The sequence below is a fragment of the Streptomyces sp. NPDC001292 genome (assembly GCF_042896465.1).
Lineage (GTDB): Bacteria > Actinomycetota > Actinomycetes > Streptomycetales > Streptomycetaceae > Streptomyces.
Map to the genome: position 1 here is coordinate 52701 of NZ_JBIAXG010000019.1, position 15621 is coordinate 68321.

General features: G+C 71.7%; 18 protein-coding genes and 1 riboswitch. Of the genes, 11 read left to right on the forward strand and 7 right to left on the reverse strand.

Features of this window, described 5'->3' with window-relative positions; genetic code table 11:
* Positions 1-2 precede the first annotated feature (2 nt).
* Positions 3-632: a FadR/GntR family transcriptional regulator gene (locus ACFY4A_RS20950; RefSeq protein ID WP_390830875.1), complete on the reverse strand. Its 630-nt coding sequence runs from the start codon at positions 630-632 to the stop codon at positions 3-5.
* Positions 633-827: 195 nt separating this feature from the next.
* Positions 828-1478: a GntR family transcriptional regulator gene (locus ACFY4A_RS20955; protein ID WP_390830876.1), complete on the reverse strand. Its 651-nt coding sequence runs from the start codon at positions 1476-1478 to the stop codon at positions 828-830.
* A 201-nt stretch (positions 1479-1679) separates the two neighbouring features.
* On the opposite strand from ACFY4A_RS20955, the gene ACFY4A_RS20960 reads away from it, so the two are divergent.
* The gene (locus tag ACFY4A_RS20960) at positions 1680-2402 is read left to right on the forward strand and encodes a lysophospholipid acyltransferase family protein (RefSeq protein WP_390830878.1); all 723 of its coding nucleotides are present in this window, start codon (positions 1680-1682) and stop codon (positions 2400-2402) included.
* 75 nt (positions 2403-2477) lie between these two features.
* Here ACFY4A_RS20960 and ACFY4A_RS20965 read toward each other — a convergent pair whose 3' ends face one another.
* The 3 genes from ACFY4A_RS20965 to ACFY4A_RS20975 all read right to left on the reverse strand — a co-directional run bounded on the left by ACFY4A_RS20965 (position 2478) and on the right by ACFY4A_RS20975 (position 5057).
* The gene (locus tag ACFY4A_RS20965) at positions 2478-4073 is read right to left on the reverse strand and encodes an alpha/beta hydrolase (RefSeq protein ID WP_390830879.1); all 1596 of its coding nucleotides are present in this window, start codon (positions 4071-4073) and stop codon (positions 2478-2480) included.
* 314 nt (positions 4074-4387) lie between these two features.
* Entirely contained in the window at positions 4388-4666 is a 279-nt protein-coding gene (locus ACFY4A_RS20970; protein ID WP_390830880.1) for a type II toxin-antitoxin system Phd/YefM family antitoxin, read from the reverse strand.
* 31 nt (positions 4667-4697) lie between these two features.
* Positions 4698-5057 (reverse strand): ANTAR domain-containing protein, encoded by a 360-nt coding sequence (locus ACFY4A_RS20975; protein WP_390830881.1) that lies wholly within the window; start codon positions 5055-5057, stop codon positions 4698-4700.
* A 180-nt stretch (positions 5058-5237) separates the two neighbouring features.
* On the opposite strand from ACFY4A_RS20975, the gene ACFY4A_RS20980 reads away from it, so the two are divergent.
* From ACFY4A_RS20980 to ACFY4A_RS20990, 3 genes are all read left to right on the forward strand, one after another.
* Positions 5238-5873 carry an ATP-dependent Clp protease proteolytic subunit gene (locus tag ACFY4A_RS20980; protein ID WP_390830882.1) on the forward strand — a complete coding sequence of 212 codons (636 nt, stop codon included), beginning with the start codon at positions 5238-5240 and terminating at the stop codon, positions 5871-5873.
* Positions 5874-5880: 7 nt separating this feature from the next.
* A complete protein-coding gene (locus ACFY4A_RS20985; RefSeq protein ID WP_390830883.1) occupies positions 5881-6189 on the forward strand; it encodes a hypothetical protein in 309 nt (102 codons plus the stop codon).
* Between the two features lie 342 nt (positions 6190-6531).
* Positions 6532-6745: riboswitch (cyclic di-AMP (ydaO/yuaA leader) on the forward strand.
* Positions 6746-6748: 3 nt separating this feature from the next.
* Positions 6749-7222 (forward strand): C40 family peptidase, encoded by a 474-nt coding sequence (locus ACFY4A_RS20990; RefSeq protein ID WP_390830884.1) that lies wholly within the window; start codon positions 6749-6751, stop codon positions 7220-7222.
* 52 nt (positions 7223-7274) lie between these two features.
* Here the strand turns inward: ACFY4A_RS20990 and ACFY4A_RS20995 are convergent, their stop codons facing one another.
* Entirely contained in the window at positions 7275-7730 is a 456-nt protein-coding gene (locus ACFY4A_RS20995; RefSeq protein WP_390830885.1) for an ATP-binding protein, read from the reverse strand.
* 227 nt (positions 7731-7957) lie between these two features.
* On the opposite strand from ACFY4A_RS20995, the gene ACFY4A_RS21000 reads away from it, so the two are divergent.
* The gene (locus tag ACFY4A_RS21000) at positions 7958-8818 is read left to right on the forward strand and encodes a helix-turn-helix domain-containing protein (protein ID WP_390830886.1); all 861 of its coding nucleotides are present in this window, start codon (positions 7958-7960) and stop codon (positions 8816-8818) included.
* A gap of 34 nt (positions 8819-8852) precedes the next feature.
* Positions 8853-9083, forward strand: coding sequence for a DUF397 domain-containing protein (locus tag ACFY4A_RS21005; protein ID WP_390830887.1), 231 nt, complete (start codon positions 8853-8855; stop codon positions 9081-9083).
* A gap of 53 nt (positions 9084-9136) precedes the next feature.
* On the opposite strand, the gene ACFY4A_RS21010 is transcribed toward ACFY4A_RS21005, so the two are convergent.
* Positions 9137-10264 carry an 8-amino-7-oxononanoate synthase gene (locus ACFY4A_RS21010; RefSeq protein WP_390830888.1) on the reverse strand — a complete coding sequence of 376 codons (1128 nt, stop codon included), beginning with the start codon at positions 10262-10264 and terminating at the stop codon, positions 9137-9139.
* A gap of 148 nt (positions 10265-10412) precedes the next feature.
* On the opposite strand from ACFY4A_RS21010, the gene bioB reads away from it, so the two are divergent.
* The 5 genes from bioB to ACFY4A_RS21035 all read left to right on the forward strand — a co-directional run bounded on the left by bioB (position 10413) and on the right by ACFY4A_RS21035 (position 15618).
* The gene (gene bioB / locus ACFY4A_RS21015) at positions 10413-11666 is read left to right on the forward strand and encodes a biotin synthase BioB (RefSeq protein WP_390830889.1); all 1254 of its coding nucleotides are present in this window, start codon (positions 10413-10415) and stop codon (positions 11664-11666) included.
* Complete coding sequence (locus ACFY4A_RS21020) at positions 11659-12957, forward strand: adenosylmethionine--8-amino-7-oxononanoate transaminase (protein ID WP_390830890.1); 1299 nt, start codon at positions 11659-11661, stop codon at positions 12955-12957. The genes bioB and ACFY4A_RS21020 overlap by 8 nt, the downstream gene beginning before the upstream one ends.
* Before the next feature lies 1 nt (position 12958).
* Positions 12959-13696: a dethiobiotin synthase gene (gene bioD / locus ACFY4A_RS21025; RefSeq protein WP_390830891.1), complete on the forward strand. Its 738-nt coding sequence runs from the start codon at positions 12959-12961 to the stop codon at positions 13694-13696.
* Positions 13697-13867: 171 nt separating this feature from the next.
* Complete coding sequence (locus tag ACFY4A_RS21030; RefSeq protein WP_390830892.1) at positions 13868-14575, forward strand: class I SAM-dependent methyltransferase; 708 nt, start codon at positions 13868-13870, stop codon at positions 14573-14575.
* Between the two features lie 200 nt (positions 14576-14775).
* The gene (locus tag ACFY4A_RS21035; RefSeq protein WP_390830893.1) at positions 14776-15618 is read left to right on the forward strand and encodes an ABC transporter ATP-binding protein; all 843 of its coding nucleotides are present in this window, start codon (positions 14776-14778) and stop codon (positions 15616-15618) included.
* Positions 15619-15621: the final 3 nt, after the last annotated feature.

The following is a 15621-nucleotide window of genomic DNA, read 5'->3' on the forward strand; positions in this document are numbered from 1 at the left end:
GCTCACGCGTCCCCTTCGGCGCCGCCTTCGAGGATCGCCAGCGCCGCGCTGGTCGCGGCGACCGGGTCGCCGGCGCGCACCGCCTCGAACAGAGCGCCGTGGAACGGGTCGTCGCCGGCCTCGTCCATGCACCGGCCGGCCTTGACGGTCTCCCGCAGGGCGTCGCTCATGTTCCGGTACAGGTCCCGGAGCAGCGGGTTGTGCGCGGCCTCCGCGACACACAGGTGGAAGTCGACGTCGGCGTCGGTGAACGCGTCCAGATCGGCGGCCCGCCCCGCGGCGGTGCGCCGTTCCATGGCCTGGCGGAGCGCCGTGAGGTCGTCCTCGGTGCGCGCGGTGGCCGCCAGCCGGGCCGCGACGATGTCCAGGCCGCGCCGTACGTCGAGGATGTCGTCGGCCGTCACGCGGCCGAGGTGGCGGCGGAGCGCGACCTGGCCCTCGTCGGTGGCGGTCACATACGTGCCGGCGCCCTGGCGGGTGCTCAGCAGTCCGGAGTGCACCAGCACGCGGACGGCTTCGCGCACCGAGAGCCGGCTCACGCCGAGAGACTCGGCGAGCTGGCCCTCCGGAGGGATCCGCTCGCCGACCCGCCAAGCGCCCCGGGCGATCTCCGCGCGTAGCTCACTGATCACGGTATCGACGATCGATACGCGCCCCACCGTTTCCATCCGGCCCTCTTCTCGATCATCTGACGACCTCAAACCCTAGGAAGCCCTAGGGCCCAGGTCCAGCCTTCCGTCCCGCCCGGGGATCTTCCGGCCACCCATATGTCTCCCGGCCCGGGGCCGGACCGCCGTAGCCCCCGCCGGTCGGCTCCCGAGGACGTGCTACCGCGGCGACTGCCGGCGGTGGGTCGCGGCCACGTCACGGCTGGTGGCCAGGTGCTTCATGACCAGCTCCTCGACCCTCGGCACATCCCGGTCCTCGATCGCCTCGTAGAGCGCCTCGTGCTCCTTCGCGACGGTCAGCAGGTCGTCGTGCTGGGCCAGCAGCCAGCGCATACGGCTGCGGAGCGTGGTTCCCAGTTCGTTCAGAAGCTCGTTGGCGGCCATCGCCGTCACGGTCTCGTGGAAGTCGGCCGCGGCACGCCGGGCCACGACGGCGTCTCCCCGGCGTGCCGCTTCGAGCTCCAGGTCCAGGTCCGCGCGCAGCTTCTCGAGGCCGTCGCGGTTGCGCCGTTGAGCCGCCAGCCGGAACGTCAGCGTCTCCAGGGCGCAGCGGACCTCGTCGAGGTCGGAGATGTCCGTGGAGGTGAACTCGCGCACGACGGCCCAGGTACGCGGGCGCGGCGTGACGAGTCCCTCCGCCACCAGCGCCTTCAGAGCCTCGCGGACCGGGAGCCTGCTCACCCCGAGCTCCGCGGCGAGCTCCCGTTCGACGAGTCTGCTGCCGGGCCGGCGGTCACCGTCGAGGATCTGGTCGCGCAACTGTCGCGTGACGCGTTCGGACTCTGACTCAAAACCCTCGGACCCTGCCATGGCCCTCATTCTCGCAGGTCCCCGCCGCCTGTCCGCCGCCTGCCACCACGTCCGTCCGGTACGGGGACGCGAGGTCAGCATGAGCGCGGCCGAAGGCGGTTACAGATGACTACTGACGCACGTGGGCCAATTCCGGGATCCTGCCCTTCACCTGGCAAAACACCGGTTTGAAGCCGAGCTGGTCGGAGTGAGGGGCGAACCGTGTTCTACTACCTGCTCAAATACGTTCTGCTGGGACCGCTGCTCAGAATGGTCTTCCGGCCCCGTATCGAAGGGCTGGAGCACGTGCCGGCCTCGGGAGCTGCCATCGTCGCGGGCAACCACCTGTCGTTCTCGGACCACTTCCTGATGCCCGCGATCCTCAAACGGCGGATCACCTTCCTGGCCAAGGCCGAGTACTTCACGGGCCCGGGCGTCAAGGGCCGGCTCACCGCCGCCTTCTTCCGCAGCGCGGGCCAGATCCCGGTCGACCGGTCGGGCAAGGAGGCCGGGCAGGCCGCCATCCGGGAGGGGCTGGGAGTGCTGCGCAAGGGAGAGCTGCTCGGCATCTACCCGGAGGGCACCCGGTCGCACGACGGCCGCCTGTACAAGGGCAAGGTCGGCGTCGCGGTCATGGCGCTCAAGGCCGGGGTGCCGGTCGTCCCGTGCGCGATGATCGGCACCTTCGAGGCCCAGCCGCCCGGGAAGGTGATCCCGCGCCCGCACCCGATCGTGATCCGCTTCGGCGAGCCGCTGGACTTCTCACGCTACGCCGGCATGGAGAACGAGAAGGCGATCCTGCGCGCCGCCACCGACGAGATCATGTACGCGATCCTGTCGCTGTCCGAGCAGGAGTACGTCGACCAGTACGCGGCCGTGGCCAAGGCGGAGCAGGCCGAGGGGAAAGGTGACAAGCGCAGGTTCCCGCGCGCACCGCTCGGTTGACGCCGCTGGGCACGCCGTACGCGCGAGAGGGGCGGCCGGGCATCCCGGCCGCCCCTCGTCACCTGCTGCCGATCGCTAGGGCTTCGGCGTGGCGTGCGGTGCGCAGGTCACGTCCGCCGAGTCGACCTTGCCGGTGAGCAGGTAGGCGTCCACCCGGTCGTTGATGCACGGGTTGGCCAGGCCGGTGACGCCGTGGGAGCCCGCGTCCTTCTCGGTGATCAGACGGGAGTCCTTGAAGCGCTTGTGCAGCTCGACGGCGCCCGCGTACGGGGTGGCGGCGTCCCGCGTGGACTGCACGATCAGCACCGGCGGCAGGCCCTTGCCGGTCTTCACGTCGACCGGGTTCTGCTGCTTGACCGGCCACGTCGCGCACGGCAGGTTCATCCACGCGTTGGCCCACGTCATGAACGGGGCGGTCTTGTGGAGCCGCGTGTTGTCCCGGTCCCACGTCTGCCAGTTGGTGGGCCACTTGGCGTCAATGCACTCCACGGCGGTGTAGACGGCGTTGCCGTTCTCCGAGGAGATGTTGCCCGCGATGTCGGACATGTTCGGGGCGGCGGCGTCGATCAGCGCCTGGGTGTCACCGGCGACGTACTTGCTGAACACCCTCGCCACCAGCGCCCACGAGGAGTCGTAGTACGGGGCGCTCTGGAAGAAGGAGATCAGCTCGTTGGGGCCGACGACCCCTCCGATGGGGCTCTTCTTGGCGGTGGCGCGCAGCTTCAGCCACTTCTCCTGGACGGCGTCGCGGGTGGTGCCCAGGTGGTAGGTGGCGTCGTTGGCGGCGACCCAGTCCTGCCAGTCCTTCCAGCGGCCCTCGAAGGCGACGTCCTGGTTCAGGTTGGCCTGGTACCAGATGTTCTCGCGCGCCGGGTTGACGACGCTGTCGACGACCATCCGGCGGACGTGGCCCGGGAACATCGTGCCGTAGACGGCGCCGAGGTAGGTGCCGTAGGAGACGCCGAGGAAGTTGAGCTTCTGCTCGCCGAGCGCGGCGCGGATGACGTCGAGGTCGCGGACCGTGTTCGCGGTGGTCATCTGCTGGAGCATGGCCCGGCCGGTGCGCTCGTAGCAGCCCTGCGCGTACTCGCGGGCCAGCTTGCGCTGGATGCTCTTGTCGGCCTCGGAGTCGGGCACCGGGTCCATCTTGGGCCCCTGGGCGAAGTCCTGCGGGTCCGCGCAGGAGATGGGCGCCGAGTGGCCGACACCGCGCGGGTCGAAGCCGACGAAGTCGTAGGCCTTCGCGACGTTGGCCCAGACGGTCTTGTTGATGACCCGGGTCGGGAAGCGCAGACCCGAACCGCCGGGGCCGCCCGGGTTGTAGACGAGGGCGCCCTGGCGCTCCTGCTCGGTGCCGGTGTTGCCGATGCGGTCGACGGCCAGCTTGATCTGCTTGCCGTAGGGATCGGCGTAGTCGAGCGGCACCGAGACCCAGCCGCACCGGATGAGCTTGGACAGCCCCAAGTCGGCGGGGCAGTCCTGCCAGTCGATGCCGGCCTTCGCGGCACGCTCCGCGGCGATCGCCGCGCCGCGGGTCTCGCGGTCCTGGCCCTGTCCGTTGTTCGCGCCGGCTGCGGGCGTCGCCACGGCGCCGGCCATCAGGGTCGCCGTGACCAGCGCGCCGGCCGAACCGAGCGCCAGCACACGGCTCTTGGGTCTCATGTCCCTCAAGTGGGACCTCCCCGTACATCGTTGCGAATTGAGTACGGGGATCCTTGTGGCTGTGAGGTCCCTGAGAACAGGGGTCGTTGACCTTCTTTGCCAATCCGATAAGCGGCGCGAGGTGTCCCGCTGAGAGGAGTTCTGAGGGGGTTGGCAGGACCCAGGGGCGCAGGTGCTGCTCGGCACTCACTCGGCCGCCGGAGTGCGCCGCCTTGCGGCGTGATGGTGGCGCGGCGCCCCTGAGAGAGTTCAACTGCCCAGTCGGGCAGGGCGGTTCGGACCCGTCGGCGACACGGTCAGCATGCCGCCCCGGGCCTCACCCGCTAGCGGACCTCCGGCCCCCGGTGGTCCGCCGTGATGCCGAAGCGCTGCTGCTCACGAGGGGCGGACGGGATGTCGCGGACCTGCGAGACCGCGCCGGCCACCTGGTCCCCGGCAGGCTCCGCGAGCTGCTCGAGCCGTTCCAGATCGGCGGCGGAGACCAGGGCGACGAGCGGCTTTCCGTGCCGCGTGACGACCACGCGCTCACCGCCGTACACCACCCGGTTGATCAGGTCGGCGAGCTCAGCCCTGGCTTGCGTCACCGGAATCTCGTAGGCCATACCCCCACCTTACGGGGCCTTCGCGCCGCTCTCAGGGCTGCGAGCGCCCGCCGGGGAAGCGCGCGGAGTACCGCCCCAGCGCCCGCCTCAGCTGTTCCAGCTCGATGTCGGGCAGAGCACCGCCCTGGGCGAACTTCAGCACGTGTTCGGCCACCGTGCGCAGCTTGGTGTTGGACCGCTGGGAGACCTCCCGCAGGACGTGCCAGGCGTCCTCGGGCGGGATCTGCCCGAAGGCGACCACGACGCCGATCGCCTGGTCGATGACGGCGTGCGAGGTCAGGGCCCGCTGGAGCTGATCGATCTCCTGGTGCAGCCGCTCGCGCTCCAGCACCAGCTCGGTGGCGGAGAGCGGCGGGAGAGGGTGTCGCTTGGACATCGCGAAGAACACCATGGCCAGTCCCCTGGGTCGTCGAGCGCCCGTACTTCCAGCTTCACCCAGGAGGACGCCGTGCACGACCGGAAACCGCTCCCGACGCGACGGGAAAGACCTCCGCGATTTACGTACGTCCTGTACATTTTCTACAGAGGCCGCTCCGACCGGAGCGGGGCCCGCCGCATGGAGGGGTGTGCCATGACGCGACCGTCCGCCCGCTACGTCCTGCCGGAGTTCACCGAGATCACCAGCGCCGGCCGGCGGCCCCTGGATCCCTACGCGAAACTGCTCGAGGAGCGGATCGTCCTCCTCGGCACACCGGTCGACGACATCGCGGCGAACGACGTGATCGCGCAGTTCGTCCACCTGGAGCACCAGGCACCCGACCGGGACGTCTCGCTGTACATCAACTCCCCGGGCGGCTCGTTCAGCGCCATGCTGGCCGTCCACGACACGATGCGGTACGTGAGCTGCGACGTGGAGACGGTCTGCCTGGGTCAGGCCGTCGCGTCCGCAGCGGTGCTGCTGGCCGCGGGCACGCCGGGCAGGCGGTACGCTCTGCCGGGCGCCCGCGTGGTCCTGCGGCAGCCGTCGCTGCCCGAGCCGGTCGAGGGCCAGGCGTCCGACCTGGCCATCCAGGCGGAGGAGCTGGCACGGGTGCGCGCCCGCCTGGAGGAGTTGCTCGTACGGAGCACCGGGCGGTCCGCGCGGCAGGTGCGGGCGGACCTGGAGCGGGAGCGGGTGCTGGACGCGCGGGAAGCCTTGAATTATGGGCTGGTTGACCGGATCATCCCGAATCGCGGGGCCACGCGCACCGCGCCGGACGCGGGGTGAGCCGCCGATGCCGCCACCCGAGCTGCCGCCCCTGCCGGCGCTGACCCGTGCCGAGGCGGAGCTGATCGACCGTTACCTGGAGGCGGCCGACCTGCTGGGCCGCGCCAACCCGGGCCGGCCCGGGGACACCTACCGGGCCCTGAGAGCCGCTCAGGCGCTCGTCGGCAAGGCGGTGGTGCTGCGGGACACGCTGGCGCTGATGCACCAGCGGGGCGAGACCGAGCTGCACGCGGCCACCCTGGCTCGCGCGCTGCGGGTGCTGGACGGAGAGCGGCGCACGGCCCGCGTCACCCTGCCCCCGGACTGCGGAAGTTGACGTCCTCCACAACCAGGGGCACGGCGGGCGCGGAAGGCCGTCCGTCCGGACACGCGGCGCGGAATGTCCCCGAATGACCGACCGCCTTTCGGTGTAGGTTCGGCTCCCTTTTCGGGACCACCGCAGTTGCGCAACACGCCTCCCCGGATGGCGGAACCAGGTGTTCCGGTGCTGGTCCGGGGGTCGTCACGGGAAGGGGCGCCCGTTCGCTCGTGAGGGGTGTCCACCCGAACGGGCGCGTGGTGAGTAACAACACAAACACTCGGATCCGTTGGGATTTTCGGACATCCGTAGGTGAAGATCCCTGTCTGACGACAAGCCCCCGCCACAACGGCGGGGCGGTCCGGGCGGACGCCGAGTCCTGCCGCCGCCCGGATGACCGGTCGACAGGAGTGGATCGGCAGGAATGGAGGACCCAAGCACGACGGGTCGCCGGAACGGTCACGCCATGGCCGGACCGAGCATCCCTTGGGGTGAAGCCGCGGCAACGCGGCCGGGCAACTTCGCCAGCCCGAATCCGACAGGTCATCCTTCACAGGCGGCTGACGAAGGGTTGCGCATGACCGCGCTCAATCGTGTCCCGTCGCTGATGGCCCGGGCCGGCACGGCCTCGGCCCTGACTCTCGCCGCCGTGGGCGGCTCGATCGTGGTCCCGGGTGTGGCCTCCGAGGCCGCGGCCGTGACGACCGCCAGCAAGGCGCTGCGGATCGCGGCGTCCAAGAAGGGGTCGCCCTACCAGTGGGGCGCCACGGGGCCGCGGAGATTCGACTGCTCCGGGCTCACGCTGTACTCGTTCAAGAAGGCGGGCAAGAAGCTGCCCCGCACGGCCGCGCAGCAGTACAACAGGAGCCGGCACATCTCCGCGCGCAGCCGCCGAGCCGGGGACCTGGTGTTCTTCCACTCGGGCTCATACGTGTACCACGTGGGCATCTACGCCGGCGGGGGCAGGATCTGGCACGCCCCGAAGACCGGGGACGTGGTGAAGCTGCAGAAGATCTGGACGAAGAGCGTCTGGTACGGCCGGGTCAGCTGACCCGGCCGTAGTGCGGGCGGTGGCGGCGCTTCCACGTCGTCACCGTCCGTTCCTACGGTTCCTGGCCCGCGGCCGTCACAGGGCGGGCGGGAGCCGTCCACGGAAGTTCGATGCAGACCGTCTTGCCGCCCTCCCGGGTCGGCCGCACGCTCAGTCTGCCGCCGCACTCGGCGGTGAGCCACCGGATGATCACCATCCCCCGGCCGTTGTCCTGCTGGACGGCGGCCGGCAGTCGTTTCGGGAACCGGGGGTGGCTGTCGGTGACCCCGATGCGCAGTCGCTCGTCACGCACCAGGACGAGGTCCACCGTGAAGGTGGGTGACTGCCCGAAAGTGTGCTGTACGGCGTTGGTGGCGAGTTCGGAGACGATGAGCCGGACCGTCTCCGCGGTGTCCGTGGCCGGCGGCAGGCCCCACTCCGCGAGAGTGCCCGCCACATAGGCGCGGGCCGCACAGACCGAGGCGGGATCGCTCGGCAGAGTGACGGATGCTTCCAGATGGTCTGCCATGGCGACGTCGTCCCTTTCCCACGGGACCGGAGTCCGACACTGAGCGGATGATTCGAGTACGGTCCCGCACTGGTGCTTCGCCGTCAGACTGCCATCAGCACTCCGGTCTCGGTGGCGATCCACCGAGATATGCATATATCTGTCGCTCGATGCGGTGAACTCTGCGACGGCAGACCGTATGTGAAGCGGGTCGCGTGGAGCGTTCAGAGGGAGCGAGGGAGTAGCCCATGCAGCACGGTCCCGCGGTGCGCCGCCGGAAACTGGGCGCCGAACTGCGCGCGCTGCGCACCGGCGCGGGCCTCACGAGCGGTGAGGCGGCCCACCTGGTCGGCTGGCACCAGTCGAAGGTCAGCCGGATCGAAACCGGCACCAGTGGGGTGAAACCGGCCGATGTGCACTCACTCCTGGACGCGTACGCGGTCGACGACTCCCAGCTGCGCGAGCTGCTCCTGGCGCTCGCGGGACTGGACGACGGCGACGGCCGGCACCACTGGTGGCACGCCTATCGCGGTGTACTGCCGCCGACCTACCGGGACTTCATCAGCCTGGAGTCGCAGGCGAGCGGGATGCGCACCCTGGAGACCTCGGTCGTCCCCGGACTGCTGCAGACGCCCGAGTACGCCCGCGCGGTCACCCGGGCCGCCGTGGACGGCCTCGACGAGGACCGGCTGGACGCGCTGGTGGAGGTGCGGCTGGCCCGCCAGGACGTGCTGCGCTCGCGACCGCCGCTGGAGCTGGACGCGGTGCTGGACGAGGCGGTGCTGCGCCGGGAGGTGGGCGGACCCGAGGTCATGAGGCGGCAGCTGGAGCGGCTGACGGAGGCGGCCCGACTGCCCCAAGTACGGCTCCAGGTGTTGCCGTTCGCCGCCGGCGCGCACGTCGGCGTCACCGGGCCTTTCGTTATCTTCTCATTTTCGAACGCTGCTGATCTGAACGTGGTGGTTCTCGACCACTTGACGAGTAGCCTCCACCTCGAGCGGAAAGAAGACCTAGAGGCCTACAGCGAGGCCTTCGACACCCTGCGGATCCACGCCCTCTCGCCCGAGGACTCGTTGGACTTCATCGCCGGGATACGCCAGGACCACTGACGGCGCGCAACCGCATACCGCGTAAGGAGGCACCATGTCCGCTCTGCCTCGGCACGTACCTTCCAGCACCGATCTGCACGGCGTGCGCTGGCTGCGCAGCAGCTACAGCACGGGAGCCAACAACTGCGTCGAGACGGCCCGGCCCGCCACGGGACCGTGGGCCGGGCTGCTCGCCGTGCGCGACTCCAAGGCCCCGGCCGGGCCCGCGCTGCTCTTCTCCCCCGCGAGCTGGGCAGACTTCACGGCCGCGACGCACCGCATCTGACGAACGATCCGGTCATATCCGCACCCGGTGACGCTCGGCCGTGTCACGCCGACTCATGGTCGTGTTCCACCGATCACCCGTACAGCGCGTTCGATCTGCGCCCCGGAGAGGTCCGCGCGGGCGGTCAGCCTCAGCCGTGAGATGCCGTCGGGCACGGAGGGAGGACGGAAACAGCCCACGGCCAGGCCTGCCGCCCGGCAGTCGGCCGCCCACCGCACGGCCTGCTCCGGGGACGGCGCGCGCACCGAGACCACCGCGGCGTCCGGACGTACCGCTTCCAGACCCGCGGCGGTCAGGCGTGCGTGGAGTTCGGCCGCCACCGCACGCGCGCGTGCCGCCCGCTCCGGCTCGCGGCTCAGCAGTCGCAGCGCCGCCAGGGCGGCGCCCGCGGCCGCGGGGGCGAGGCCGGTGTCGAAGATGAACGTCCGGGCCGCGTTCACCAGGTGGTCGATCACGCGCGCGGGCCCGAGGACGACTCCGCCCTGGCTGCCGAGCGACTTCGACAGCGTGGCCGTGACGACCACGTCGTCGGCGCCCGCCAGTCCGGCCGCGTGCGCGGCGCCGCGGCCGCCGGTGCCCAGGACGCCCAGCCCGTGGGCGTCGTCGACGACGAGGCCTGCGCCGCGCTCCCGGCAGACCGCGGCGAACTCCGCCAGCGGGGCCGCGTCGCCGTCGACCGAGAAGACCGTGTCCGACACGAGCACGGCCGGGCCCTCGTGCGTGCCGAGCGCCTTGCGCACCGCGTCCGGGTCGGCGTGCGCGACGACCTGTGTCGTGCCCCGGGCCAGCCGGCAGCCGTCGATGAGCGAGGCGTGGTTGCCCGCGTCGGAGACGACGAGTGAGCCGCGCGGCGCCAGCGCGGTGACCGCGGCCAGGTTCGCGGCATATCCGGAGGAGAAGACCAGCGCCGCCTCGAAACCGCAGAAACCGGCCAGTTCGCGCTCCAGTTCCACGTGCAGTTCGGTGGTGCCGGTGACCAGCCGGGAGCCGGTCGAGCCGCCGCCCCAAGTGCGCGCCGCGGCCGCGGCCCCCTCGGTCACCTCCGGATGGCGGGCCAGCCCAAGGTAGTCGTTGCCCGCGAGGTCGAGCAGCGGCGAGTCGGCGGGGCGGGGCCGCAGGGTCCGTACGAGTCCGGCCCGGCGGCGTGCGTCCGCCCGCTCCTCGATCCAGCCGAACGCCATGGGTCCTCCGGGGCATTTGTAGGCAGTGGACAGACCCTAGCGGCAGGACCAGCCGCCCATGATGTGGCAATACCCACATGTCGATGGGGCCGTCGTTGTGCGGAGTCTCCTTGGCCGCGGACCGGACCGTAGGACAGGATCAGCTCTCATGGACCTGCTGAGGACGCTGGTGGACAAGGGGCTCCGGCGCGAGTCGCCGACCCGCGAGGAAGCTCTGGCCGTGCTGGCCACCTCCGACGACGAACTGCTCGATGTGGTGGCCGCGGCCGGGAAGGTGCGCCGCCACTGGTTCGGCCGGCGGGTGAAACTCAACTATCTCGTCAACCTCAAGTCGGGCCTGTGCCCCGAGGACTGCTCCTACTGCTCCCAGCGGCTCGGCTCGAAGGCCGACATCCTCAAGTACACCTGGCTCAAGCCCGACGACGCCTCCAAGGCCGCCGCGGCGGGGCTCGCGGGCGGCGCGAAGCGGGTCTGTCTGGTGGCCAGCGGGCGCGGTCCGACCGACCGTGACGTGGACCGGGTCTCCGACACCATCAAGGCGATCAAGGAGCAGAACGAGGGCGTCGAGGTGTGCGCCTGCCTCGGTCTGCTCTCCGACGGCCAGGCCGAACGGCTGCGCGAGGCGGGGGCCGACGCCTACAACCACAACCTCAACACCTCCGAGGCGACGTACGGCGACATCACCACCACCCACACCTACGCCGACCGGGTGGACACGGTGAACAAGGCGCACGCGGCCGGTCTGTCCGCCTGCTCCGGGCTCATCGCCGGGATGGGCGAGAGCGACGAGGACCTGGTCGACGTGGTCTTCTCGCTGCGCGAGCTGGACCCGGACTCCGTTCCGGTGAACTTCCTGATCCCGTTCGAGGGCACACCGCTCGCCAAGGAGTGGAACCTGACCCCGCAGCGCTGCCTGCGGATCCTGGCGATGGTCCGGTTCGTCTGCCCGGACGTGGAGGTGCGGATCGCGGGCGGCCGCGAGGTGCACCTGCGCACCATGCAGCCCCTCGCGCTGCACCTGGCCAACTCGATCTTCCTCGGCGACTACCTGACCAGCGAGGGCCAGGCCGGCAAGGCCGACCTGGAGATGATCGCGGACGCCGGGTTCGAGGTGGAGGGCGCCGACCAGGTGACGCTGCCCGAGCACCGGGGGGCGGCCGGGGGCGAGTGCGGGTCGCACGACCGCACGGGGTGCGGGTCCCACGAAGAATCGGGCTGCGATGCGCACGAGGGGCCGGGGTGCGGGTCGCACCAGGGTGACGGGATCTGCGGTTCCGCCGCGGCACCGGCGGCTGGACCGGCATCGGCATCGGTACCGGCCGCGGTCGGCAACGAGCCGCGTACGGACCTGGTCGCCGTGCGCCGCCGGGGCGCCGGAACGGACCTCGCGCCCAATGCCTGAACCGCACACCACGCCCGGCCGGAGCGTGCCGGAACTGCTGGAGCTCGACCGGCGGCACGTGTGGCACCCGTACGGACCCATGCCCGGCCGCCACGAACCGCTCGTCGTGGAGTCGGCGAGCGGGGTGCGGCTGAGGCTCGCGGACGGCTCGGGCGAACTGGTCGACGGCATGTCGTCGTGGTGGGCGGCGATCCACGGCTACAACCACCCGGTGCTCAACGGGGCCGCGCGGGAGCAGCTGGCGCGGATGAGCCACGTGATGTTCGGCGGGCTCACGCACGAGCCCGCCGTCCGGCTCACGAAGCTCCTTGTCGACATGTCACCAGAAGGTCTCGAGCATGTGTTCCTCGCCGACTCCGGTTCGGTGTCGGTCGAGGTCGCGGTCAAGATGTGCCTCCAGTACTGGCGCTCGCTCGGCCGCCCGGAGAAGCGGCGGCTGCTGACCTGGCGGGGCGGCTACCACGGGGACACCTGGCAGCCGATGTCCGTGTGCGACCCCGAGGGCGGGATGCACGAACTGTGGGCCGGTGTGCTGCCGCGTCAGGTCTTCGCGGACACGCCGCCCGCGGAGTACGAGGAGGCGTACGCCGACCATCTGCGGGAGACGGTCGAACGGCACGCCGGCGAACTGGCCGCCGTGATCGTCGAACCGGTGGTGCAGGGCGCGGGTGGGATGCGCTTCCACTCCCCCACCTATCTGCGGGTGCTGCGCGAGGTGTGCGACGCGCACGACGTGCTCCTGGTGTTCGACGAGATCGCGACCGGGTTCGGGCGCACCGGCGCCCTGTTCGCGGCGGAGCACGCCGCCGTGACACCGGACGTGATGTGCGTGGGCAAGGCGCTGACCGGCGGCTATCTGACGATGGCGGCGACGCTGTGCACCGGGCGGGTGGCCGAGGGGATCTCGCGCGGCGAGGTGCCGGTGCTCGCGCACGGCCCGACGTTCATGGGCAACCCGCTGGCGGCGGCCGTGGCCTGCGCGTCGATCGGGCTGCTGCTCGGCCAGGACTGGCGCGCGGAGGTCAAGCGGATCGAGGCGGGCCTGCGGGACGGGCTGGCTCCGGCGGCGGAGCTGCCGGGGGTGCGGGACGTACGCGTCCTGGGCGCCATCGGAGTGGTCCAGCTCGACCACGCGGTGGACATGGCGGCGGCCACCCGGGCGGCCGTGCGCGAGGGCGTGTGGCTGCGGCCGTTCCGGGACCTGGTGTACACGATGCCGCCGTACGTCACCGGTGACGCGGACGTGGCACGGATCGCGCGCGCGGTGTGCGCGGCGGCGCGGGAGGGTTGACATGCCGGTACTGGTGATCACGGGCACGGGCACCGAGGTCGGCAAGACGGTCGCGACGGCCGCCGTCGCCGCGGCGGCCGTCGCGGCCGGGCGGTCGGTGGCCGTGCTGAAGCCCGCGCAGACCGGTGTGGGGCCGGACGAGCGCGGGGACGCCGACGAGGTCGCCCGGCTGGCCGGGGCGGTGACGGCACGCGAACTCACCCGCTGTCCGGAGCCGTTGGCGCCCGCGACGGCGGCCCTGCGGGCCGGGCGGGCGCCGGTGCGTCCGCACGAGGTGGCCGAGGCCGCCGCCAAGCTGGCCACCGAGCACGATCTGGTGCTGGTGGAAGGCGCGGGCGGGCTGCTCGTCCGCTTCGACGCGGAGGGCGGCACCCTGGCGGACGCGGCGAAGCTGCTGGGTGCCCCGGTGCTGGTCGTGGCCACGGCGGGCCTGGGCACGCTGAACACGACGGAGCTGACGGCCCGTGAACTGCGCTCCCGCGACCTGGACCTCCTCGGCGTGGTGATCGGCAGCTGGCCCACCGAACCCGACCTCGCCTGCCGCTGCAACGTCACCGACCTCCCCGAAGCGGCCGGCGCCCCCCTGCTCGGCGCCCTCCCCGAAGCCGCCGGCACCCTGCCCCCGGCCACCTTCCGATCCATGGCCCCCACCTGGCTGGCCTCCCGCCTGAACGGCACATGGAACGCGGAGGAGTTCACCTCCCGGGAAGCACCCGCGCCCTTCGCGCAGGGTGCCTGACCGGGACAGAGCCCGACGCCCCCGGGCGGCGAACGTACGGGCACCCGGCCCGCGTGCCCGCACGCCGCCCGTGTACGGCCGGGACGCGGGGCGCGGTTCGGCATCGGTGGGCGTGCGGTGGGTAGGCGTGGGGGACACTCACCGTAGGCCCGTCATGGTCGGGAGGGTGCCATGGTGTTGCGGTCCGTCGGCTCCGGGAAGGCGGCGCGGGATGCCGTCCGTCATCCGGTGTTCGCCCGTTACTACGCCCGTGCCAGCGTGGCCGCGGAGACCAGCATGGGCATGGCCGGAGTGCGCCGGCGGCTGCTGGCCGGGCTGTCCGGGCGCGTGATCGAGATCGGCGCGGGCAACGGGCTGAACTTCGCCCGCTACCCGGGCTCCGTGGCGGAGGTCGTCGCGATCGAACCGGAGCGGCTGCTGCGGCAGCGGGCGCTCGAGGCCGCCCTGCGCGCCGAGGTCCCGGCCGACGTGGTGCCGGGCTGCGCGGAGGCGCTGCCGGTGAAGAGCGAGGCGTTCGACGCGGTGGTGCTCGCGCAGGTGCTGTGCAGCGTACGTGACGTGCCGCGCGCGCTCGCCGAGGCGCGGCGGGTGCTGAAGCCCGGCGGCGAGGTGCGGTTCTTCGAGCACGGCAGGGGCGGCGGCCGGGCGATGGCCCTGACCCAGCGCGCCCTGGACCGCACGGTGTGGCCGCTGCTGAGCGGCGGCTGCCATCTGGCCCGCGATCCGGTCTCCGCCCTGCGCGACGCCGGGTTCGAACTCGGCCCCTACCGGCGGATGCTGGTTCCGGAGAAGGGGCCGGTCCTGCCCTCGTCCTACTGCGCGCTGGGCACCGCCTGGCGACCGGTCTCCACCGGCCTCGGAGGTCGGCCGATCGCCTGATCAGGCGAACAGGCGAACACTCGCGCCGCTTGGCGTGCGTGCCCGTTACACAGGTACCGGGGACCCGGCCTCAGGGCGGAGACCGCTGCTCGGCCCAACGGAGGATACCTACTGCGGGCCCGATCACATTACGCTCGTCCGGGGACAAACCTGTCATGAGCCAGGACGTAACGGGTCGAAGGACCCTCAAGGAGGCCCCCGTGTCCACACCTGCTGCGCCGCCGGGCCTGGCGTCGGCCGACGGGATCGCGGCCCGCGCCCGCGGACTGACCAAGGCATACGGATCGGGCGAGACCACCGTGCTCGCGCTGGACTCGGTGGACGTCGACATCGCGCGCGGCCGCTTCACCACGGTCATGGGCCCCTCCGGCTCCGGGAAGTCCACGCTGATGCACTGCCTGGCCGGGCTCGACACCGTCTCGGCCGGTCGGGTCTGGGTCGGCGACACCGAGATCACCGGCCTGAAGGACCGCGAACTGACCCGGCTGCGCCGGGACCGGATCGGCTTCATGTTCCAGTCGTTCAACCTCATCCCCACCCTCGACGCGCTGGAGAACATCACCCTGCCGATGGACATCGCGGGCCGCAGGCCCGACGAGAAGTGGCTGGACGAGGTCATCGACACGCTGGGGCTGCGCAACCGGCTCGAGCACCGGCCGTCCCAGCTGTCCGGCGGCCAGCAGCAACGCGTTGCCTGCGCGCGCGCCCTGGCCTCCCGGCCGGAGCTGATCTTCGCCGACGAACCGACCGGCAACCTCGACTCGCGGGCCGGTCTGGAGGTGCTCGGCTTCCTGCGCGACGCCGTCGACAGCCTCGGGCAGACCGTCGTCATGGTGACCCACGACCCGAACGCCGCCGCCCACTCCGACCTGGTGCTGTACCTCGCGGACGGCCGGATCGTGGACGCGATGGAGCATCCGACCGCGGAGGCCGTGCTGGAGCGCATGCGCCTGTTCGCCGGAGGAGTCGTCCCCACCCCCGGCCTCGACGACGTGGTCCGCGACCGGCTCGACGGGGACGGCGTCGCCGTCGAGGAGGCCTGATCC